This window comes from Paenibacillus sp. JNUCC32 (assembly GCF_014863545.1).
GTDB classification, from domain to species: Bacteria; Bacillota; Bacilli; order Paenibacillales; family Paenibacillaceae; genus Paenibacillus_AQ; species Paenibacillus_AQ lautus_A.
In genome coordinates this window covers 810,260-829,971 of the sequence record NZ_CP062260.1, presented here as the reverse complement: position 1 = coordinate 829,971, position 19,712 = coordinate 810,260, and the positions used below count along the sequence as shown (strand labels likewise).

At 48.2% G+C, this 19,712-nt stretch carries 26 protein-coding genes and 2 pseudogenes; 7 read left to right on the top strand and 21 right to left on the bottom strand.

The window, feature by feature from the left end:
• Nucleotides 1-6 precede the first annotated feature (6 nt).
• The 4 genes and pseudogenes from JNUCC32_RS03785 to JNUCC32_RS03770 all read right to left on the bottom strand — a co-directional run bounded on the left by JNUCC32_RS03785 (nucleotide 7) and on the right by JNUCC32_RS03770 (nucleotide 1,907).
• A complete protein-coding gene (locus JNUCC32_RS03785; RefSeq protein ID WP_192571150.1) occupies nucleotides 7-450 on the bottom strand; it encodes a GNAT family N-acetyltransferase in 444 nt (147 codons plus the stop codon).
• 39 nt (nucleotides 451-489) lie between these two features.
• A pseudogene (locus JNUCC32_RS31830) lies at nucleotides 490-786 on the bottom strand (GNAT family N-acetyltransferase); the annotation flags it as partial.
• A 174-nt stretch (nucleotides 787-960) separates the two neighbouring features.
• A pseudogene (locus tag JNUCC32_RS03775) lies at nucleotides 961-1,410 on the bottom strand (GNAT family N-acetyltransferase); the annotation flags it as partial.
• Nucleotides 1,411-1,523: 113 nt separating this feature from the next.
• Nucleotides 1,524-1,907, bottom strand: a complete 384-nt coding sequence (locus JNUCC32_RS03770; RefSeq protein WP_192571149.1) for a nuclear transport factor 2 family protein — start codon at nucleotides 1,905-1,907, stop codon at nucleotides 1,524-1,526.
• A gap of 132 nt (nucleotides 1,908-2,039) precedes the next feature.
• On the opposite strand from JNUCC32_RS03770, the gene JNUCC32_RS03765 reads away from it, so the two are divergent.
• A complete protein-coding gene (locus JNUCC32_RS03765; protein ID WP_096775918.1) occupies nucleotides 2,040-2,300 on the top strand; it encodes a hypothetical protein in 261 nt (86 codons plus the stop codon).
• Nucleotides 2,301-2,469: 169 nt separating this feature from the next.
• Here the strand turns inward: JNUCC32_RS03765 and JNUCC32_RS03760 are convergent, their stop codons facing one another.
• The 4 genes from JNUCC32_RS03760 to JNUCC32_RS03745 all read right to left on the bottom strand — a co-directional run bounded on the left by JNUCC32_RS03760 (nucleotide 2,470) and on the right by JNUCC32_RS03745 (nucleotide 6,841).
• Nucleotides 2,470-3,159 (bottom strand): stalk domain-containing protein, encoded by a 690-nt coding sequence (locus JNUCC32_RS03760; RefSeq protein WP_192571148.1) that lies wholly within the window; start codon nucleotides 3,157-3,159, stop codon nucleotides 2,470-2,472.
• A 70-nt stretch (nucleotides 3,160-3,229) separates the two neighbouring features.
• The gene (locus JNUCC32_RS03755; RefSeq protein ID WP_192571147.1) at nucleotides 3,230-4,438 is read right to left on the bottom strand and encodes a WD40 repeat domain-containing protein; all 1,209 of its coding nucleotides are present in this window, start codon (nucleotides 4,436-4,438) and stop codon (nucleotides 3,230-3,232) included.
• Nucleotides 4,439-4,613: 175 nt separating this feature from the next.
• Entirely contained in the window at nucleotides 4,614-6,149 is a 1,536-nt protein-coding gene (locus JNUCC32_RS03750) for a sensor histidine kinase (protein ID WP_192571146.1), read from the bottom strand.
• On the bottom strand, nucleotides 6,146-6,841 hold the full coding sequence (locus tag JNUCC32_RS03745; protein ID WP_096775922.1) for a response regulator transcription factor: 696 nt from the start codon (nucleotides 6,839-6,841) through the stop codon (nucleotides 6,146-6,148). Before JNUCC32_RS03745 ends, JNUCC32_RS03750 begins: the two co-directional genes overlap by 4 nt.
• Before the next feature lie 174 nt (nucleotides 6,842-7,015).
• On the opposite strand from JNUCC32_RS03745, the gene JNUCC32_RS03740 reads away from it, so the two are divergent.
• Genes JNUCC32_RS03740 through JNUCC32_RS03720 form a run of 5 tightly spaced genes read left to right on the top strand, consistent with a single transcriptional unit; the run spans nucleotide 7,016 to nucleotide 11,142 of the window.
• Complete coding sequence (locus JNUCC32_RS03740) at nucleotides 7,016-7,960, top strand: ABC transporter ATP-binding protein (protein ID WP_192571145.1); 945 nt, start codon at nucleotides 7,016-7,018, stop codon at nucleotides 7,958-7,960.
• A gap of 1 nt (nucleotide 7,961) precedes the next feature.
• The gene (locus tag JNUCC32_RS03735) at nucleotides 7,962-8,696 is read left to right on the top strand and encodes an ABC transporter permease (RefSeq protein ID WP_192571144.1); all 735 of its coding nucleotides are present in this window, start codon (nucleotides 7,962-7,964) and stop codon (nucleotides 8,694-8,696) included.
• Entirely contained in the window at nucleotides 8,693-9,379 is a 687-nt protein-coding gene (locus tag JNUCC32_RS03730; RefSeq protein WP_192571143.1) for an ABC transporter permease, read from the top strand. Before JNUCC32_RS03735 ends, JNUCC32_RS03730 begins: the two co-directional genes overlap by 4 nt.
• Before the next feature lie 51 nt (nucleotides 9,380-9,430).
• Nucleotides 9,431-10,537 carry a sensor histidine kinase gene (locus JNUCC32_RS03725; RefSeq protein WP_192571142.1) on the top strand — a complete coding sequence of 369 codons (1,107 nt, stop codon included), beginning with the start codon at nucleotides 9,431-9,433 and terminating at the stop codon, nucleotides 10,535-10,537.
• Entirely contained in the window at nucleotides 10,534-11,142 is a 609-nt protein-coding gene (locus tag JNUCC32_RS03720; RefSeq protein ID WP_192571141.1) for a response regulator, read from the top strand. Before JNUCC32_RS03725 ends, JNUCC32_RS03720 begins: the two co-directional genes overlap by 4 nt.
• A 41-nt stretch (nucleotides 11,143-11,183) precedes the next feature.
• Here JNUCC32_RS03720 and JNUCC32_RS03715 read toward each other — a convergent pair whose 3' ends face one another.
• From JNUCC32_RS03715 to JNUCC32_RS03705, 3 genes are read right to left on the bottom strand one after another with little or no spacing between them, the layout of a single operon-like run.
• Nucleotides 11,184-12,068: a class I SAM-dependent methyltransferase gene (locus JNUCC32_RS03715; protein WP_192571140.1), complete on the bottom strand. Its 885-nt coding sequence runs from the start codon at nucleotides 12,066-12,068 to the stop codon at nucleotides 11,184-11,186.
• A 29-nt stretch (nucleotides 12,069-12,097) separates the two neighbouring features.
• Nucleotides 12,098-12,613 (bottom strand): GrpB family protein, encoded by a 516-nt coding sequence (locus JNUCC32_RS03710; protein ID WP_090907906.1) that lies wholly within the window; start codon nucleotides 12,611-12,613, stop codon nucleotides 12,098-12,100.
• Between the two features lie 41 nt (nucleotides 12,614-12,654).
• Nucleotides 12,655-13,134 (bottom strand): NUDIX hydrolase, encoded by a 480-nt coding sequence (locus JNUCC32_RS03705; protein ID WP_192571139.1) that lies wholly within the window; start codon nucleotides 13,132-13,134, stop codon nucleotides 12,655-12,657.
• Between the two features lie 303 nt (nucleotides 13,135-13,437).
• Here JNUCC32_RS03705 and JNUCC32_RS03700 point away from each other — a divergent pair, with 303 nt between their 5' ends.
• The gene (locus JNUCC32_RS03700) at nucleotides 13,438-13,941 is read left to right on the top strand and encodes a VOC family protein (RefSeq protein ID WP_096775931.1); all 504 of its coding nucleotides are present in this window, start codon (nucleotides 13,438-13,440) and stop codon (nucleotides 13,939-13,941) included.
• A 75-nt stretch (nucleotides 13,942-14,016) separates the two neighbouring features.
• Here the strand turns inward: JNUCC32_RS03700 and JNUCC32_RS03695 are convergent, their stop codons facing one another.
• From JNUCC32_RS03695 to JNUCC32_RS03650, 10 genes are all read right to left on the bottom strand, one after another.
• On the bottom strand, nucleotides 14,017-14,451 hold the full coding sequence (locus tag JNUCC32_RS03695; protein ID WP_192571138.1) for a GNAT family N-acetyltransferase: 435 nt from the start codon (nucleotides 14,449-14,451) through the stop codon (nucleotides 14,017-14,019).
• Between the two features lie 156 nt (nucleotides 14,452-14,607).
• Complete coding sequence (locus tag JNUCC32_RS03690; RefSeq protein WP_192571137.1) at nucleotides 14,608-15,009, bottom strand: DUF1801 domain-containing protein; 402 nt, start codon at nucleotides 15,007-15,009, stop codon at nucleotides 14,608-14,610.
• A 54-nt stretch (nucleotides 15,010-15,063) separates the two neighbouring features.
• Nucleotides 15,064-15,843, bottom strand: a complete 780-nt coding sequence (locus JNUCC32_RS03685; protein ID WP_192571136.1) for a class I SAM-dependent methyltransferase — start codon at nucleotides 15,841-15,843, stop codon at nucleotides 15,064-15,066.
• A 23-nt stretch (nucleotides 15,844-15,866) separates the two neighbouring features.
• Nucleotides 15,867-16,631, bottom strand: a complete 765-nt coding sequence (locus JNUCC32_RS03680) for a Nif3-like dinuclear metal center hexameric protein (RefSeq protein ID WP_192571135.1) — start codon at nucleotides 16,629-16,631, stop codon at nucleotides 15,867-15,869.
• 41 nt (nucleotides 16,632-16,672) lie between these two features.
• Nucleotides 16,673-17,218, bottom strand: coding sequence for a hypothetical protein (locus JNUCC32_RS03675; RefSeq protein ID WP_228468871.1), 546 nt, complete (start codon nucleotides 17,216-17,218; stop codon nucleotides 16,673-16,675).
• A gap of 193 nt (nucleotides 17,219-17,411) precedes the next feature.
• A complete protein-coding gene (locus JNUCC32_RS03670; protein WP_192571134.1) occupies nucleotides 17,412-17,963 on the bottom strand; it encodes an NUDIX hydrolase in 552 nt (183 codons plus the stop codon).
• A 42-nt stretch (nucleotides 17,964-18,005) separates the two neighbouring features.
• Nucleotides 18,006-18,488, bottom strand: a complete 483-nt coding sequence (locus JNUCC32_RS03665; protein ID WP_192571133.1) for an 8-oxo-dGTP diphosphatase — start codon at nucleotides 18,486-18,488, stop codon at nucleotides 18,006-18,008.
• Between the two features lie 76 nt (nucleotides 18,489-18,564).
• Entirely contained in the window at nucleotides 18,565-19,137 is a 573-nt protein-coding gene (locus JNUCC32_RS03660) for a hypothetical protein (protein ID WP_192571132.1), read from the bottom strand.
• Between the two features lie 24 nt (nucleotides 19,138-19,161).
• Nucleotides 19,162-19,317 (bottom strand): hypothetical protein, encoded by a 156-nt coding sequence (locus JNUCC32_RS03655; protein ID WP_176502513.1) that lies wholly within the window; start codon nucleotides 19,315-19,317, stop codon nucleotides 19,162-19,164.
• A gap of 34 nt (nucleotides 19,318-19,351) precedes the next feature.
• A complete protein-coding gene (locus JNUCC32_RS03650; RefSeq protein WP_192571131.1) occupies nucleotides 19,352-19,663 on the bottom strand; it encodes a hypothetical protein in 312 nt (103 codons plus the stop codon).
• Nucleotides 19,664-19,712: the final 49 nt, after the last annotated feature.

Here is a 19,712-nt window from a genome sequence, read left to right as displayed (position 1 = left end):
GATGTCTCAGAGCCCCAGCTTCGCTACGGATTCACCACCCGACCACGGCATAACGCCGATTTCCTCAAAACCCGCTTTGATGTACAACTGTCTGGCCCGTTCGTTCTTCGGATCAAAACTTAGCATAAGGACATCTGTCCGGTCATGCTTGTTTCGGATTTCTTCAACGATGTATCGCAAAGCCTCTTTCCCGTAGCCCTTTCCTTGGAAATTCCCGTCGATCATGAAACGGTAAATCCAATAGTTGCCGTCATCGGCGTCCAAGCCATATAACGCGAACCCGACCATCGTCTGATCATCATAAATGGCCATCGCTTCAAAATGATCAAGAAATTGATACTGGGCAATCGAATACAGATTGGAGGCAATGAAGCCTTCTTGCTCCGGTTTCGCTTTCAGTTTAATGCATTCGGTCCAATTATCCTTATCTACAGGCTGCAGTCTAATCATGTCAAGCTCCTTCGAATCGTTGTTGATGTTCACACTGGTTTACGCCAAATGTTTAACAAAATAATAGTGCTGATGACCCCTTGGGGCATCGTCAATGCGAGTTATCTCTTGAAATCCATGTTTACGGTAGAATGCCGGCGCCTGAAAGCTGAAGGTATTGAGCTTGATGAAGGTGCATTGCTTTTCTTTTGCGATCGTCTCAATCTCTTGTAGTAATCTTGAGCCATATCCCCGCCCTCGATATCGATCATCGATCCACAGAATATCGACCTCAATCCAATTCCAGCAAAATACACTGTTGATGCCGCCTGCGATCTCTCCATGCTCATCTTTTATATGTAAGTTGATCTCCTCGTAATTCTGCTGCAAATCTTCTGCGATAAACCGTGCATTAAATTGAATCAGGTTCGTCCGTACCGCAAGCGCTTCTTCCGGGCTGCTTCGATTGATGTTGATTTGCGACAATGGGTCACTCCCCCTTCTCTTAACCTCTTGCTTGGATTGAACATTCAGCTTCATAACTTCCTCATCGCCGAACCAGTTCCCCGTTTCAACAAAACCTAGATTGCTGTACAAATTTTTCGCTGTCCGGTTATCCTTATGCACGGTCAGGCGTATTTCCTCGCATTGCGGAAATTGGCTTTGGATCCATGTAATCATCTGGAGTAAAGCTGCTTTGCCATATCCCTTACCCTGTTCCCCCGCATCTATTAAAAAGCCGTTAATCCAATACATATCGGATGAATTCATCACATAGGCATGCATGATAAATCCAACCATTCGGTTCCCCACGTATATCGCAAAGGGAAGGTATTCGACTTCATCACCGTCCGGTTTGATGTGGATCTTGGCGAGAGATACGGCTACCGCCGGCACAAACCCCTGCTGTTGGACCGAAACCTGCATTGCCAATGCTTCTTCCCAGTTCTTTCGGTCAACCGGCTTCAACTCCATGTCCATATCGTAGTCCCCCCAAGCGAGCATGCATTAACCCAAATAATACCATATAAAGAAACCCTATTTCCGGGATTAAACGACTTTAGATAAACTTTTCCTAAATACTTCTAACCTTATCAACTATAATCTTCTATCACGGCGATCCTACCGTTTTTAAACGCGAATACGGACTTTCCCTTCATATGAATCTTCTCCCCGGCCTTCATACCGTTAGGTAGATCCTTAGCGAGGATACCCTCGTAGTCAATCTCAATCTGAACCTTGCCATCTTCAAACGAATAACCAACGATAGTCTGACAACGGTGGGAGAATAACGACTTGGACCGTTCGGCTATTTCCCGAAATTCCTCAATGCCTTTTGTCTCCACGTCCACCGATCCGCTAGAACTATTTCTGAATTCGATCTCCTCATGCAGAAGAGCTATCATCCCGTTAATATCAAACGAATTATAGGCTTCTACATACTTCTCAACCATGTCCCTCATTTTCATAGGATTCATACGATTTTTCCCCTTTCGTCCCTTGTTGGGCGTCAACCCTGTTTTTGAAAAACTCCGCCTTTCGCTTTGCACATTTCTCATCAACTTGTCATTTAATATACGGACTCTACTATAGTATAAGAGGTGATTTGAATGGGTCGTATCACTGCTGTTCCTCAACCGGATTTAGTATTAATCAGCTGGTCAAGAAATCCTCTGGTTGCGGGTTCTCCTCGCAGAATTGTTGCTGCCCGCGTCATCGGCAATGCTTCACCTTGCCGGGCTGATTTGACGCCGAATGCATTGCTTAGAACCGCCTTGGCCTGCTTGCAGGATCATGATGTAGGTTTCAAAATCGTATTTCGTCAAAGAACATCCAACATTAGCGGATACCTGTTATTGCAGCGCAACTAATGAAACGATGGGAGGAGCAGCGTCTTGCTGCTTCTTTTTTATCTACGAGTTTCTAATATGAAAAAGCTCGCAGGCTATTCCGTTCACCCTGCAAGCTTCCTCGTAAGAACCTCTATTTCCTTTTTCATATCTGAAATATATCTCTATCACCTTAGAATTATCTCTATCTTTATTTCAATTGGGCAACGCTTACTGCAACCTTCTCCAGCTGCGCTTTGCTTAAGGAATGATCCGGAGAGCTGATCGTCACGAAGCGGTCATTGATCTGAAATCCCAGCATATCCGTGTCATCCGGTGTATACCATTTCGCTTTAACCCCATTGGACAATGTAACCGGTTTGCTGCCATATCCATGAGAGTAGTCTCTTGGAGAGATGTACACCGTCATATGGTTGAAGACCATGTTCACGCCATCTGCCGATGCGCCCGTCTTTTGATACACATCGCCTTTTACCATCTGACTTGGAGCGTACGGTGTTTGGAAACCATCAAATTTGGCGAATGCGCTTTTGATCTCTTTTAGTTGGGTATCGCTGTATTTCACGTTGGTCAGCTCGATCGTCTGACCGTTTCCAGGATTACTTCCGATTAACACCTGGTTATTCTTCGCATCGTATCGCACAGGAACTTCCAGCACATCGGCAATCGCGCGTACCGGCAAGTACGTTGTATTCTGATACGCGATCGGAGTCAATTTCTTGCCCGTGTTATAGACGGTACCGTCCACTTTGATGCCGATGCTGTGATTCAGGTAAGCCGAGATTTTCTCCAGGTTGGCTCCCGCATAAACACCTGCCGCTCCCGTTAAGGTCATTCCCAGCACGGCAACCGCCGCGATTGATTTTTTCAACTGTTTCATTTCATTCATCCCTCTCGTTTGTCTCACCAACCTTCCAAGTCGATGAGTCATAGTATGAAGCGCAATAACTTTATTGAAAATCAATGACATGCGTCGCAATTAAAGCTTCTTTATCGTCAATCGTAATTCCCAGTCTTTTTCCAGATGGGCTCCAAGTCAGCGGGTAGACCGGATGGGCCGCAGGATGCACCGCTGAATAATAGGGCGCCATCCAGCTTACTTTCCCGGAAGCCGTATCAAACACATACACGCCGTTCATTCCGCTTTCATTCTCCGAGTACACATCAAAGGCTAATCTGGCAGAATCCGGCGACCAGGACGGGTAAGAAATCAGATTGCCTTTTCCGATTAGCGATCCTTGCAAGCTGCCGGCTGCGTCATAGATCAGTAAATTGCTGCCTGAGTTCCCTTCCGTGTTGGTTGCTGTGGAGACGGCAATGTACTCTCCATCCGGGGAGATGGTGAAGCTCCATACATTTTCGATGAGCTGTACCGGCTTCGACTGCCCCGGTTCAACCACCTTAAGCACCTGATTCACATCGGTATAATAGATCCGGCCTTTACTCGCTCCGAATTGGTTGTAAACTTCAACGTCCTCATCCTCAATGGCGGTGGTGGTGTAAGTACCGTCCGTGGAAATGAGACGAATCTCTCCCTTGCCGCTCATGGAGCCTGCCGCAAGAACATAGGTATCCGCATCGAGCCAACCGCCAATTTCCATGTAGTTGTCCCCTTTTACCGGAATGCTCTTGCCGGTATTAAGATCCTTCATGAAATTGTCTGCCGTGTACTTATCCCTCCATTTCTGTACAAAGCTATATTTACCGTCCGGCGAGACCTCTTCCTTGACCAGATGTTGGCCTGGATGCGACGCTTCATGATTCGTGAGCTCACGCTGCTCGCCCGTGCTTACGTTCACCTCTTCGGTGGCGTACGCATATTTCGGTTCTTCCGTTGCGGTTGCTTCCTTGACCATTTTGGTGGTAGTGACCCTGACCATATCCTCCGATATCCACGTCTCGATGTTGGACGAGGCAATCCGGTGCGTCTGATTCACGACCACTTCCCGACCGGCTTGCCCGCTCGCCCCGTCAACGACCGTGAGCTTGCGCTCTCCCGGTGTCTTACCTCCTCCGGCATTCGATACAGGCGGCTGGCTGGTTTGACTGCCCGGTTCCACGATCGTCAACCGATCCTGGGACTGGCAGGCCGCAAGGGCTGCAGCCACAGCAACGATAGACAGCAACTTGATCCCATGCTTCCCAAATCTATGTTTCATAACAGGTTTCCTCCAATGCTTCTCCCCCAAGGAGCTTCGGCAGCTGCAACTCATGTGACTTGTCATGCCGCCTCTTTCCCTGTTGAACTCAGTATAGAATGCGAATATCTCGATACGATATCGAGCTTGTAACGAACTTGTAAACAAAGATGTACATTTTAAAAAGAGCCCAGACCTATTCCAAGTCTGAGCTTTCTTCCACCGAATGAACCTCCTGGGATTGCGGCCGTTCCATCGGCAAGGTGACCACAAACGTAGAACCGTTTGGGCTGGATTCAGCAACCTCCACATAACCGCGCTGCTTCTCCGCCAAATTGCGAACCAGGGATAATCCTAAGCCGGTACCGCCATGTACCCGGGAGCGGTCGCTGCTCACCGTATAAAACGGATCAAAGATCCGTTCCCGGGCTTCGTCCGGAATTCCGATTCCGGTATCGCTTACCTTAATGACCATGCGATCATTGCCTTGTGGATCCCGGTCCACTTCATTCGATAGCGTAACGGTCCCACCGGGCCTGTTATATTTAATGGCGTTATCCAGCAGATTCAAAATCATATGCATCAGATTCTCCGGATCGGCCCATACCTTGCCTTCGGATAATGAGGATCGCAGCGTTATGCCCGATTGCTCTGCTTTGGCCTCCAGCCGGGCTGCCGCCTCTTGCAGAATCGGCATGAGGTTTACGTGTTCCGCGTGGGTTTCGAATTCATATATATCCATGGACGATAACTGAAGCGCCTTTTCTACCAGGCGATATAGCCGCTGTGCTTCCTGGCTGATCTGTCCTCGGGCTTCCTCGAGCAGCGCGGGATCGTCGCGATACATCTCAAGCAGGTCCGCGTAGGCCAGTATGGAGGTCAGCGGCGTTTTCAACTCATGGCTGATATTCCCGATAAACTGCTTCTGCTGCTGTTCCAGCTCCCGCAGCCGATCAATGGCATCCAGCAGCTTCTGTTTCTCTTCCGTGAGCTGGTTCACCGACAAGGAAATTCGCCCGCTCATTTCATATATCCCTTGCGCCAGCTCGCCGAGCTCATCGTTTCGCTTCACCGTCGGCTCACGAAGATAGACGCCTTCGCCGATCCTCTGCGCAGCCTGGTTCAATCTGCTGATGACATGCACCTGCCGCCACACGTACAGAAAACCGATCAGGAACCCGGCGGCCAGCACCGCAAGACCCGTCACGATAAACATTGTCTGGATCCGGTCATAGAACGCATGCTGCTCGGCCAGGGAGGCGTGGAATTGAATCGTTCCGATCGGCTGCTCCATATTCCGAAGCGGGGCAAGATATAACAGCTGGTCGCCCTCGGTAATATAGGCGGAACGCCCTTGCGCCGTGTGAGCAAGCGCGTCCTGTACATCCATTTTCGGCTGGAACGGAAGGGAAGTCCCCGTGAATGTACCATCTATCTTATACAGGGTCACCGGCATACCGCTCTGGGTTCCGAGATCGACGGCCAGACGTTGGCCGACATTTTCCATAAAATCATCCGGCTGCGTTTGAGGATTCGTCAGTAATTCCTGATGAATCCTGAGATTGGCTGCTTCTGCTTCCTGGGCGAAGGTTTGCTCCAGGCGCACCCGCTGGTCCTCCCGTATCCCGGCAAGAACCAACGTGCTTAGAACAACCACAACGGCGATCAGCAGCAGAGCGAGAAGCAGTGCGACTTTCCACTTTAAGCCGAAACGCACTTTTCCTTTGTTCATGATGGAATCTCCGTGCTTTTATACCCGATGCCATACACGGTCTGGATCACTTCATGCTGGTTTCCCAGCTTTTTGCGCAATCGCTGGACGTGAATATCTACCGTACGCGTGCCGCCGGCAAAATCCATGTCCCATACCTGTTCAAGCAAGGCTTCTCGCGAATATACCCGCTCCGGATTCCGGGCCAGGAGAGCCATGAGGTCAAACTCTTTCGGCGTCAGTTCAAGAGGCTTGCCTTCGGCATGAATGGTTCGATTTAACAGGTTAATGGTAAGTCCGGCTATCCGGATCACATGCGTTTCGGGGGCTTGCTTCCCGGCTGCCTCAGGAGTACGGCTTCTTCGGGACAATGCCTTTACCCTGGCGATGATCTCCCGCATGTCAAAGGGCTTTGTCATATAATCATCGGCACCAAGCTCCAGCCCGAGCACCTTATCCACAATATCGTCCTTCACCGTCAACAGCAGAATGGCAGGACGCTGCCGATCCCCGAGCCTGCGACAAACATCGTACCCGCTAAGCTTCGGCATCATGACATCGAGCACCATCACGTCAGGATCAAACGATTCCACGCGCTCCAGCGCTTCCTGCCCGTCCCCTGCGGTCTCTACCGTATATCCTTCCCTTCGCAGCGCATAAGCAACTGCGCTTGAGATACTGATCTCATCATCTACAACAAGTACCTTCGTCATCGCAGATACGACTCCTTTACTGGCCGATTACACATTTGCTAATTCCATGATGGTAACGTATCCGGCATCATATTTCAACAGCGGTCCCCTGCCGATTTCATTACAATTGTAACTATGAACGCTTTCGTCCGGTGGCCATAATAAAGCTAAGCACTCAAGCAAAGGAGGATTCGGATGACAATCGCTACCATGAACCATATCATTAAGCGCTATGGGCATCAGCTTGTCCTGGACCATGTCCATCTAGAAATCAGGCAGGGAGAAATACTCGGCCTTCTTGGGCCGAATGGTGCAGGTAAAACCACATTGATCCATGCGTTATCCGGCTTAATTGGCATCGATTCCGGAAGCATCGAGCTGTTTGGGGAACGGCCAAGCGGCCCTATGCTGGAGGTTAAACGAAAGATCGGACTGGTTACGCAGGATATCACCGTTTTTGAGGATTTAACCGCTCACGAGAATCTCGCCTTTTTCGGCGGAATCTATGGGTTAAGAGGCACGGAATTGAGAAGGCAAATCACGGAAACGCTCCAGTTCGTCGGACTAACGGATCAAGCCCATAAACGTCCTTCCAAATTTTCCGGAGGAATGAAGCGGAGACTGAATATCGCCTGCTCTATCATTCACAGACCCAGGCTCCTGATCATGGACGAACCTACGGTTGGAATCGACCCCCAATCCAGAAATCACATCCTGGAATCGGTCCGCGAGCTGCAAAAAAGGGGGACGACCATTCTCTATACTACCCATTACATGGAAGAAGTGCAGTCCCTCGCATCCCGCGTCGTGATTATGGATCAAGGCCACGTCATCGCGCAGGGGACGATCGATGAGTTGGTAAAGAACATCCACCATGAAGAGAAGATCAAGCTGGAAGTCGTGGAGCTGACGAAGGATCTGATCGATAACATCAAACAGCTGGATGGAGTCAAGCACGTGGTTTTGAATGGAGCGCAAATTCAGATCATATCACGGGCGGGTGCAGGAAATCTGGATCGCATCCTGTCATTGGCCAAAAGCGCGGGCGGCGTCTTATCCATCCATGCGGAGAAACCTACGCTTGAAGACGTATTCCTTACGCTTACCGGTAAGCAACTACGTGACACGGAGGGGACTTAACATGCTTGTATTCAGAATGACGTACTTCTCCTTGCTGCGCCTGATACGCGAACCCATCGGGCAGCTGCTTCTGGTGGGTCTGCCACTGGTCGTCATTACCGTGCTGGGTGTCGTTATTGGACCCTATGAAGGCATGAAGGGGGTTCCCCCGCTGGAATTGATGGCCGTTACGACCATTATGGGCGTTCAGTTTTTTGGCGGCACGTATTTGATGAGTTATTTGGATATCGATTTACTTAAAACCCGGAAATGGAGAATCTATTCGCTCCCTATTAACGTAGCGGTTTATTCAAGCTCTCTTATTCTTGCCTGCACGCTCTTCAGCACTTTGCAAGGGTTGGTCTTGGTGCTTTTCACAACCTGGGTGTTCGGGATCACGTGGGGATCGCTCGGCTGGGTCTTGCTGGTATTAATTATTTATTCCTTCTTTGCGCAGTCCGTACATCTGCTGCTGACATTATCCATCCATAACATAAAATTGGCTGAAAGGGTATCTGAAGTCCTTGGAATCGGCTTCATCATCTTAACCGGATTAATGTTTCCTCTCCCGGATCATCGTTTCTTTGAGTTCATGTCGTCCTATGGGAATCCGGTATCCCTCGGAAAGATGGCCGTCCTGGAGATGCTTGTCGATGGCGGGCAAGATAAAGCGTACCTAAGCATACTATTGCTGTTAGCCTTAACCGTGATATGCATGATGATCAGCGCATGGCTTGGGAGGAGGAAGCTCGCTTGACGATATTTAACTTCGCGCTCATCCGGAGCGTCCGCAGCTTGCCCAACCTTATCTTGCTGTTAGGCCTTCCTGCAGCCGTCGTTGTCCTCCCGGTGGGCGGTTGGCATGGCTTACCGCTGGGGTATCACTTCTATGAAATCCTGCTGTTATTCTCAGCCTCCAAACTCGTTCATATGGTCATGGAGGATCGAAAGAATAAAATGATGACCCGGATCGGCGTTGCACCTGTGACCCACTTCAAGTATTTAGCGCAGAATCTGCTTGCTTTCGCTCTGCTGCTTGTAGGACAAAGCGTCGTGGTCACATTCAGCGCCTGGTTGCTGCATGCCGATGTTTTTGGCAGTCTGATTCAGCTCTTCTGCATGTTCAGCGTGTTCTCGGTCACCGCGATTAGCTTCTCTCTCGCGTGGTGCTCCATGTTCCGCCAGCCTGAATCTTCTACAGCCGTTATGCTGGGAATCATCTTGATCATGGCAGTGCTCGGAGGAACCTTTTTTCCCATTCAGGCTATGCCTGCATCCCTGCAGAAAATCGCCATGTTATCCCCTACCTATTGGTTCCATGAGGGAATCATGCTTGCTAAGAACGGAGGCTTGTTCGCGGAACAACTCACTCCGCTCGGGATCCTGCTGTTGTTTGCGATCGCTTTTATGCTGGTTGGCAGCCGAAGGAAACTGGCTTGAAAAATATGTTACGATATGGGGAAAAGAGTACGTATGCCATGGGAGGTTTTCATGAGAAGCTATACCGATTCGTGGTCCCCAAGCATAGCGGTCGTGATTTGGAGAATGTTTGCCCTGCTGCTTCTGGCCGCTCTGTGGTTTATGGGAGATGCCGGGACCGAAGGGTTCGTCCTGGTCTTCGCCTTAGCGATCCTGGCAATAGCCCGATGGCGGTTTTCCCTTCCTTCATGGACAACACTGGTCGACCAGATTCTATGCATGTCCATCATTCCATACTGGCCGGAGGCCGGCTTCGGACTGGCTCTGCCGCTATTTGAAACCATGCTTGCCGGTAAACCGCTGTTTTCCCTGCCCATCCTGGCAGCGCTTGTCATCGGTTATGTCGATCCGGACCTCCCGCTTCTTCTCATGCTCGTTCAAGCTTCATTTGCGGGGTGGATCGTTTTTTGTTGGTCCAAGCAAATCCATCAGTATCGATTGGAGGCAGATCAGGAGCGTCGCGATCGCTACGAATTGGAAATATTGAAAGGTGAGCTGCTCATGGCCAATGTCCAAACGGCTCAGCTTGCTGAGCTGAGAGAGCGTCATCGAATCTCCCAGAAGCTGCACGATGAGGTCGGCCATGAATTAACAGCCGCGTTGTTAGCCTTTCAAGCTTTTGAAACATTATGGAGGGAGAATGACCCGCAAGCGGAAGACATGTTTGCTCAAGCCCAGATGCGTTTGTCGAGGAGCGCCCTGGAGCTGCGGGAAACGGTCCATAATATGCAGCCTGTCCAAGCGATCGGCATTCGGAGCCTGGAGGAGATCTGCCGCAATTTCAAAGCGATGCCTGTACAGCTGCAAATTTATGGAGATACATCCCGTATAGCTGCCCATCTGTGGGTCATCCTGAATGCTTGCCTCAAGGAAGCCTTGACCAATGCGGTGCGTCATTCCAAAGCCAAACACGTTGAAGTATCGTTGGACGTCAATGAACATATCGTGCGGTTAAGCGTCCAAAATGACGGCGTTTTGGATTCCTCCTCGCTGCCTGGAACCGGACTCCGCAACCTAAGGCAAAGAGCCCAGGCGGCAGGCGGGAGCATCTCCACCAATACATCCAGCGGCTTTCAATTGGTCTGCGTATTACCTATGGAAAAGGAGGGCATTCGATGAACATTCTCATTGTGGATGATGATCCATTGATATGTCAGAGTCTCCGGCTGCTTCTATCCAGAGAACCGGATATGGAAGTAACGGCCACTGCGAATGACGGCGCTGCAGCCATTCGATGCTGTGAAGAGGTCCTGCCGGACATCGTCCTCATGGATATTCGGATGCCTGGTATGGACGGAATCCAAGCGGCAAGGCAAATCAAGCAAAAATGGCCCCAAGTGCAGATTATGATGCTGACCACGTTTCAAGATGAGCATAGTATCCGCCTGGCGCTGCTAGCCGGAGCCGAAGGGTATATGCTGAAGTCGACGCAGGTCTCCAGTATGGCACAACAGCTTCGTGCTTTGGCCTCCGGCAGTTCCGTTGTGGATGCCAATGTGCTGAAGACCTTGATGCTGCCCGAAAAAGAAAATCGTTCCGACCTTACCCCGCGGGAAAACGATATTCTCGAGCTGGTTGCCTTAGGCTGCTCGAATCGGGAAATTGCCGAGCAATTGTTCATCAGCGAAGGAACCGTGCGCAATACCCTCTCGATCATTCTTGATAAGCTGGAGCTCCGGGACAGAACCCAATTGGCGATCTATTATTGGAGGCAGTCGTTGTGATGTCTTACCCATCCCCTTTTCATAGGGCTCCTTACGTACGTTTATTCTCGGCTAACCGTGCCAAAAGAAATCTTCATATTCGGCGCGTAAGTCAACCACGAATCCCTATCAAACTTCTGGAATAGCTTGAGTTCAGCGGCATATTGGGCTTGTGCTTCCTCCGCTGTTAAACCTCTCCGTACCAGCTGCTCCATTGTCATTGTAGGTTCATCGGGCTCTTGCCCAATCCCCTCTTCTCTTAGGGATTGATACAGCCGTTCTTTGCTAGCATCGTCCATATGCCGATCCAAAAAATTCACTTTATCGCTTACTCGACATTCAACATTCCGTAACCCCAGCTGACTTAGAAGAATAGGGAGCTTCATGCCGATGTTTCCGTCTTTGCCGCTGCGGCTGGCGTCCACCTCATACAGCTTCTGTAATACGCCCAGACGGACCACTTCGGAATGCAACATTCCATCATCGAAGCCAAAATTCGCCGCATTGGCAATCCAATGGGGCTCAAAACAAATGACCCGGCCGCCGTTCCGCACACTGCCGATCATTTTTTGAAGGATATCTCGGGGATTCTTCATATGTAATAGAAACGCGTGACAGAGCGCAATGTCGTACTGCCGATGCACTTGGATTTCTTCGATATCCCCTTGAATCAATTCAACGGAATATGGCAGCTTGTCAAAGATTCCCCTTGCTTCCTTGATCAAATCTTCACCTTTGTCTATACCTGTGTAGGTTGACCCATCGGGTAAAAGCGGGAGAAGCTTTAATGCTAGATACCCATAACCACAACCGTAATCCACCATGTTAATGGGCGTATTCATTTTCCAGACGTTCTTAACCAAAAACTCCAGGTAGTCGTCATTGTAATATAACCATCTGGTATTCCTCAGGTATTCGATTTTGGAATCCCAGTAATATTCGGACATCCTCTTTACGTCCTCTCTGCATCAGGATTCTAACTCTGTTCCAGCCTTGCCTTACGGATCACTTCACGAATGAAATCAGCCTTGCCGTTCGTATAGGCTACGCGGTCGTGTTTATATTGATTTTCGAGTGCTTTTTTCAAAGCATAATATCGATCCTTTATTTCCGGATGTTTCTTTAAATACTCCCTGAATAAAATCTGGTCAATCCACTGTTGGCCCTGGTACTTGTAAATATGCAGATGATGCGTTCCTGCCCGCCATTGCCCTCTTCGAAAGAACAGCCGCTCCGGAAACTCCGGTTTAACAACATATTCGTAGCCGATCCCAGCCAGATTCTCAATGTAATACTCATCGACTTCCTCTAGGCTAAGAACGCCAGCCATCATATCGATGGTCGGTTTGGAGCCTAAACCCGAAACGGACGTGCTCCCGATATGTTCCATGTGAACGTCGAGGCCTTTCAGTGCCGACTCAATTTTCGCTTTTTCCCGGTTGTACTCATCCTTCCAGTCCGGGTTGTATGGTGTGACAATCACTTCTTCCATGGGACGTTTCCTTTCGATAGCAGATAGTAAACCTCGAATGCCTATATATTCCGTCTCAGTTTAACTTCAAACTCCGGTTTCGTGATATATTCCATATAGACGAGGGCTCGGTTAAAATCCAAATAAGCCTGGAAACGCGTACGAATGGCCGGGGCCGTAATGTATTGAAGCACTTCATCCTTATGGATCCAACGACAGTCCGTCGTTTCTTCCGAAGTCCTCAGCTCGCCGCCCGTAGGCTTACACACGAAATCCATCATCACTTTCGTTGGAACCACGGCAACTCCGCTGTGTCCCGGATAGGTTGATGTATTGGAATAGACGCCGATCAGATGAGAGACGATGGTCTCGATCCCGCTCTCTTCTTTTATCTCCCTAATCAGCGCATCCATGAGATTCTCTCCGGCCTCCACCTGTCCCCCCGGAAACACCCATCCGTTACGATCCTTCACCAATAGAATTTCACCGCGTTCATTCTCAACCACGCCGCCTACGGCAACAATATGCGTTGGCATCATCATGACAACAGCCTCCGATAGATAAGATATCCCACAAACTATGACAAGTCCCGTTAGTATTCGTTAGCGTATCCTAGAAAGATAGCTTCATAAATATATACTGCTACTTCTTCACCGCGGGCATGAGCTTTACCTTTATCTTCCTCCAAATGGAAAAGGACTATTTTTCCCTGAACGCAAATCTGCCCGTTGTTATCCGATATTCATGATCGGCAGGAATAGATCGCAATCGGTAAGAAATCATGATCGGAGTGATTTGATACAATGACATTACATTCTAGTAACTGTGATGAAGGAGTTGGGATGATGAAGAATAGAGTCCAGAAGATATCCCCTAACTTGTGGTTTGATCACCAAGCCGAGGAGGCAGCGCAGCATTACGTTTCGATTTTCAAAAACTCGGGGATCGAACGATTTACGCGATACGGCGCAGAACGCAACGATCACTCGCCATTCGCCGAAGGAGCTATAATGACGGTGGAATTTCAATTAGAGGGACAACATTTTGTTGCGCTCAACGGCGGTCCGCATTTCAAATTCAACGAAGCTATTTCGTTTATTGTGCATTGCGATTCGCAAGAAGAAATTGACTACTATTGGGAGAAACTGGCCGAAGGCGGTGACGAAAAAGCGCAAGTATGCGGTTGGCTGAAGGACAAGTTCGGCGTATCGTGGCAGATCGTTCCGGCTAACTTAAACGAAATGATAACCGATCCCGATCCGGCTAAATCGGAACGCGTGATGAAGGCCTTACTCCAGACGAAATCAAAAATCGATATGCAAACGCTACAGCAAGCCTATGAAGGATAGGGAAGGCTGCCTTCATGGCAGCCTTTTTTATGCTTGAATGTTCTATCCATTTGAGACGGGGCAACCATGATTTCATCATAGCACAAGTTCATGCGTGACCAATCCACCGTCGGCAATTTCCCGAAAACCTAGATTCTTATAAAATGCAGACGCCTTGGGATTGTCTGTTTTTAATACGAGTTTCGTATAATGGCTGCTCGCCATACGAATCACAGCTTCAACCAGCCTTCTCCCGACTCCTTGACTCCGGAATTCCTTTAGTACATATAATCTGCGGATCCTGCCTATGCTTCCGTTCGCATACGGATCCCGATTTAACCCGCAGATGCCGATGACTCTATGGCCAACTCGACATTCAAACAAGGCTTCATTTTCATGATGAAAGGTATTGATACCCTTATGATACTCATGCACTAATCGATGGATATTCCTGAATCCTTCTTCCTGGCTTTCAGTCAAGAGTTCGGTAAGATCTACGGCACCGAGATCGGTAACTTCATGAATGATCATGTTGTTTAATCTCCCTCTTGAGCCTTTCGACTGTATGTTCAATTCCAGTATTTACGCATGTAATTCCATGTTCCTTTGACAACCATCTGTTATAAATGGCCTCATTCGCTTTAGATTCGAACTCGATTTCCAGAGTAAACTTCGACACTCTACTAGTCATCCACTCGTCACTTCAATCCATCTAGCAATAACGGCTTTTAACTGTTCCTTCTTTTGCTCCAAATCGTCTGTATCAACGATTTTCACGATGGCCCGATCATGCGACGCCCATTCCAATAACCCCGCCGCATCCTCAGTCAGTGTTCCCTTTATATCATGGTCCTTTACCTTGGCTCCACAATGAAAAATCAACCGAATGAAACCCTTCCCCTGCAAATTCAAGGTGATCCGGTCTTCGCCCTGAACGCAAAAGCTGGGTGCATTCCATTTGATATGCTCCGTGATTCGATCATCAACACTCAGAATGAAGCTTCGGACCTCCTCGATTTCTTTTTTCAAGGGATGCTCAAGTTGCTGAAGATACTCCTCGACTTGTTCTTGACCCCGTAATTGTGCCATTCTTAACTCCTCCTTTTATACTGGATTAACTCATCCCGCCTTATTGGCCTATGTCTATGCTCCTGGCTTCCTTGCCGTAACGATCGGCTGATAAAAGCCAGAATCTGAAGGCACGTGCCACTGGATATCGATGAATCCCGCTTCCGCCAGCAAACAGCTTAATTCTGATCGCATTAATGCTCTATAGGATGTGCTGTTGACTTGGGTATGCCATGCTCCATCGATTTCTTGCATAATAAATTGGTTCGTCTCATAGTGAAATCCACCTTCCGCCCAGTCCCAAACTTGAAAAACCATACGTTTTCCTTCATCCAAGATTCGTGGAACCGTTGCACACTGGCGGTTCTGAATAATAGCGTCGTAGTCCCGAATGGACACTACAAGCAGACCCTCGTTACGAAGTTTGGCATACAGGTTGCGGCATGCCTGTCTTAGCTCCTCATCTGACAATAAATGGGGGATCGCATTGTCAGCAGACAATACGACATCGAATTGCCCAGCAATATCTTGCTCTAGAGACCGAAAATCGGCGATTCCAAAATCAATGGGAATCCCCAGCTTCTCGGCTTCCTTTCTGGCCCGCTCCACCGACTTGGGACTCAAATCCGTAGCCGTTACGACAAAATCATGCCGTGCCAATCCCAAAGCCTGCGTCCCTATTCCGCATGATGCGTCCAGGAGATGGAACCGAGCCTCAGGGTTCTCGTCATGTAACGAACGAATAAACCGATTGAAGAATTCACCCTGCCATCTTACCGCTTCATGCCAATCCTCAAAAATCAAATGATATGTATCCGCAAGGTCTTCGTAAAAATCAAAGCTGGAATCCTTCAACCGTTATCCCTCCGATGCGCTTTTTAGTTCACTACTTCCATATGCTCCTCGTACAACTGGATAACTTCCACATCTGGAAACCTCTCCTGCAGCTTCTGGGCGAGCGATCGTACGCCGAAAATTTCGGTAAACGTATGACTGCCCACGATGAGATTCAATCCGACGAACCTGGCATATTGAACCGTATAGAGCGTTTTTTCCCCGGTAATGTAAACATCGCAGCCATGGTCCAAGGCCTCTTTCAACTGATTCGTGCCGTTACCTGCTCCGGTTATCATGCCGATCCTTTGAACAGGTTTATTGCTATTCTGCTGATAAAACACGTGTTCGCCCAAAGCGGAGGACATGGTTTCTACAAGCTCTTCCATCGAGACCGGAGACTCCAGTTCTCCGATACCTATCGAGCTATTCCCCTCCATATGCCGGGATGATTGGACAATATGTTCCGCCCCCAATTCACGCAGCAACGAATTGCAGGTTCCGAACTCGGCATAATCCAAGGGAAGATGGATATAGAAATGAGCGATGTCATGCTCCTGCAGCAACTCTAAACACCGTTCCTTCATCCCGTACACGAAGCTCCATGCATCATGATGCGTGATAATCAGATCGACCTTTTCGACTGCCGCTTGTTGGACAACCTCCGGTGTCAGATTGGTGGCGTAGCCTATCCGTAGATAGTGGTTCGATGAAAAAAGATGGTAGCCATACTCGTCGTCTTCCTCAAAATCATTCAATAACGAGCCGAAAAGCTCATGGATATAGGATTTGAATTGTATCGTATCCATCTTTACTCCTCCCTCGGTAAGCTGGATCCACCTGGTAAACCTCAATCTAATGTTACCACCTTTAAAAAGTCAGCCATCAAAGTATTGGATACACGCAGCCCCTCCTCTCTGCTGCTAGCCGGTCCGGCAATCATCATCCCACGTGTGGCCTCCCACGACTTTGTATTTGTTTCTCCATTCTCGGTTACATGTTTGGCTATAGCTACGCTGCTAAAATCCTTATCGATAAAAATCAATCCATATGAATTCAGTTTAGGAACTCCATTGGCTGTTTCATCATAGACCAGGACTCCTCCCCCACTTAGATTAAATACGATTTGGGTATAACTTTTCTCGTCTGTAAGTCGTTTGTCATCGCTAAATAGTTTGATTGAGCCGTCAAAACGCTTCTCTCCAGTGATGGACCGTGCCAGATGACCATCGATTTCGATACGAACTGGCATGATCGTCTGCTCCGCGTTCTTTCCTAATTGAAACTCTACTGCTTCTATGTTCTGAACAATTTGTCTGGGATGTGTATACCACTTATAAGACAAAATCAAAAAAATCGAGAAAACCATGATGGTTGGAACGATCCATTTTTTCAAACCATTCAGCACCTTCAAAATTTTTTCATTCTTCGAGTGTATGTACATTGATGCTCTCGTTAGCCTGCGTACGCCCATCCATGCCTAAAGCTTGAACAGATTCGCATGATTCCTCCCGCATATAACAACAAAACCCGCCTAAGATCATTCCAATCTGAGTCGGGTCATGTGGTGTGATAGATTTTATGCCAGGTTAATACCTAACCTGTTCTTCTAGATATTTCTTAAATAATTCGGCTCTTATCTCCTCGTTCGTTTCAACCATAGAACTTATCTCAACCGATGTGTGCTGCAGTAGTTTACCATCCTTATACGTACAATGATGTTCGTAACAATTCGGATCATTCAATATCAGCTCGAGCGACTTAGGGATATTGGCTGCGATTCCGGCATTTCCTGCAGTCAGAATCCATTGCGTGGATTTCCAATCCAAAATGCCCTCGTCCGTCTTTATTGGGGTCTCATAAATGTAGTCCTCAGGTACTTCGGCAAGATAAAGGTACATTCCTCCCAAGCTCTTGCCTTCCGATGTCCAAGTGACAAGGCCTTTGAAGGTTAATCGGCAATCCTTATCCCGAATGTTCGTCTCCTCATACAGCTCACGTATCATGGAGTCTCTGGGCGCCTCGTTATATTCAAGCTTGCCCCCCACTCCATTCCAACATCCCATCCATGGTGCTCTATCACGGTTTAATAATAAAATCTCATCACCGCGTCGAACGAAACAAATATTGTATTTCATCATCGATTGTTTTCTCCCATTCTGGTTACACCGCAATCCATCATATCATCGTAAATTTCTGATTTTCTCTTCGATCGGCTTCTGTCCATCTTCATCCCAGACAATGGAGATTTCAAAAGTCCCCTCTTCAAAGTAAAGGGGGAATCTTCGTTTGAACCAGGGCTGCATAGGTAAATCCATCGCTTCTTGAATCGGTACCCAAACGAGCTCCCCTTCTGGCGGATTCGCTAAGAGTTCACCTTCGTAAGAATCTGTCAAATAGTTAAATACCATGTAACGATAATTCGTCTGGGGAACCACATACTCATCTATGCCTTTATACTCCAGGTTGTTAACAATCAGCCCGGTTTCTTCATAAACCTCACGAATTGCACCTTCCGATAGGCTCTCCGGGAACTCCACTTTTCCTCCAGGCCCAAGGTAACCGGGAAAACCGAGCTGGTCCGGACGATTAATAAGCAAAACCTTGTCGTCATTCCGAATCATGCACATTGTATACATGCCATAGGTTATTTGCGGATTTGTCATTTCATTTCTCCTTGAGCGGATCAGCAATCCGTCACTATGTAAATTGGATACAAGAACGTCAGGTAATGGATCTCATTTATTCCCTCGAATACAAAAGCGCACCGCCAGACCCCAAAATAACGAAATGTTTGCCCGACGGTGAAAAACCACATTTTATTTTTCCGTCCAGCCGGTTCAAATCAATCATCGTGGCTTGCTTCAGATACTCATAATTAGGGACGAACACCTGGTCCAAAATAACGGAAGCCCTTGGCCACCAAGGATGAATGACTTCCAGCATCCAGCCATCGTTTGTTGCGTGAATCCCATCCCCCGACTCAAATCCAAAAATCGAAATGTCCTGTCTGCTGAGCGGAATACGAAAACTTAAGTGGTCTCCGCTCATATGATCTTCCGTTAGGTCGGAATCCCGGTCTCTGTGAATGACGGTTCCGGTTATGGCCTGCGTCAAACTGTAACCGGAGCTGCTGATCAGAACCAGATTCTCATCGGCATCCCAACCGCAAGCGATGCATCCGGAAGCCGGAATGATGACCTCAGCCGTCCAGGGGCGAGGCGGTTTTGTAGGTTCTTTCGCTTGGGCAAAGCGCAGCAAGTCGATCTCAAACGTTGTTCTGATTTCTTTTTTTGATTGATTAAAAGGGTTCATATCATACACCTGCCGTTTGATAGGTTATCGCTTGGATTCATCATTATTCATTTCATGTATTCTCATATTAAGCTCATCCAGAGAACGCTGCATGCGCTCCATTCTTCTCAGGGCAGAATATTGATTGCTGATAATCCCGGCCAAGCCGACAATCAAGATAATCACAATGAAACCGATCATAGATAGCGTGCATCCTTTCCATTTTATGATTGAACTAATAATCCCTGTTATCGGGTAACATCGATGTATTCACCCAGTCTTCGAAGCTGCTGAACAACAAGGTCTTCGGCCAATCAGCCGACTCTTCATGCTTCCAGGTTAAATGCACCTGCGCATACATACCCGGTTGTTCTATTAGAGAAAACAAAAAATCATCCCGATCGCATCTTCTTGCTAATGTCTTCACTTGTACTCCAAACAATATATGCTCGCTCGAAATTTCCTTAGATAACTCATCCGCGAATCGATCCGAAGTCTCGTCTTCCCAGGGCTCTAAGTAGGTGAAATCTTCCGGTATCGTCGTCACTATAACACCTCCGCTGCTTATCTTTTCTTATACTCAACGGTCGGCCTCC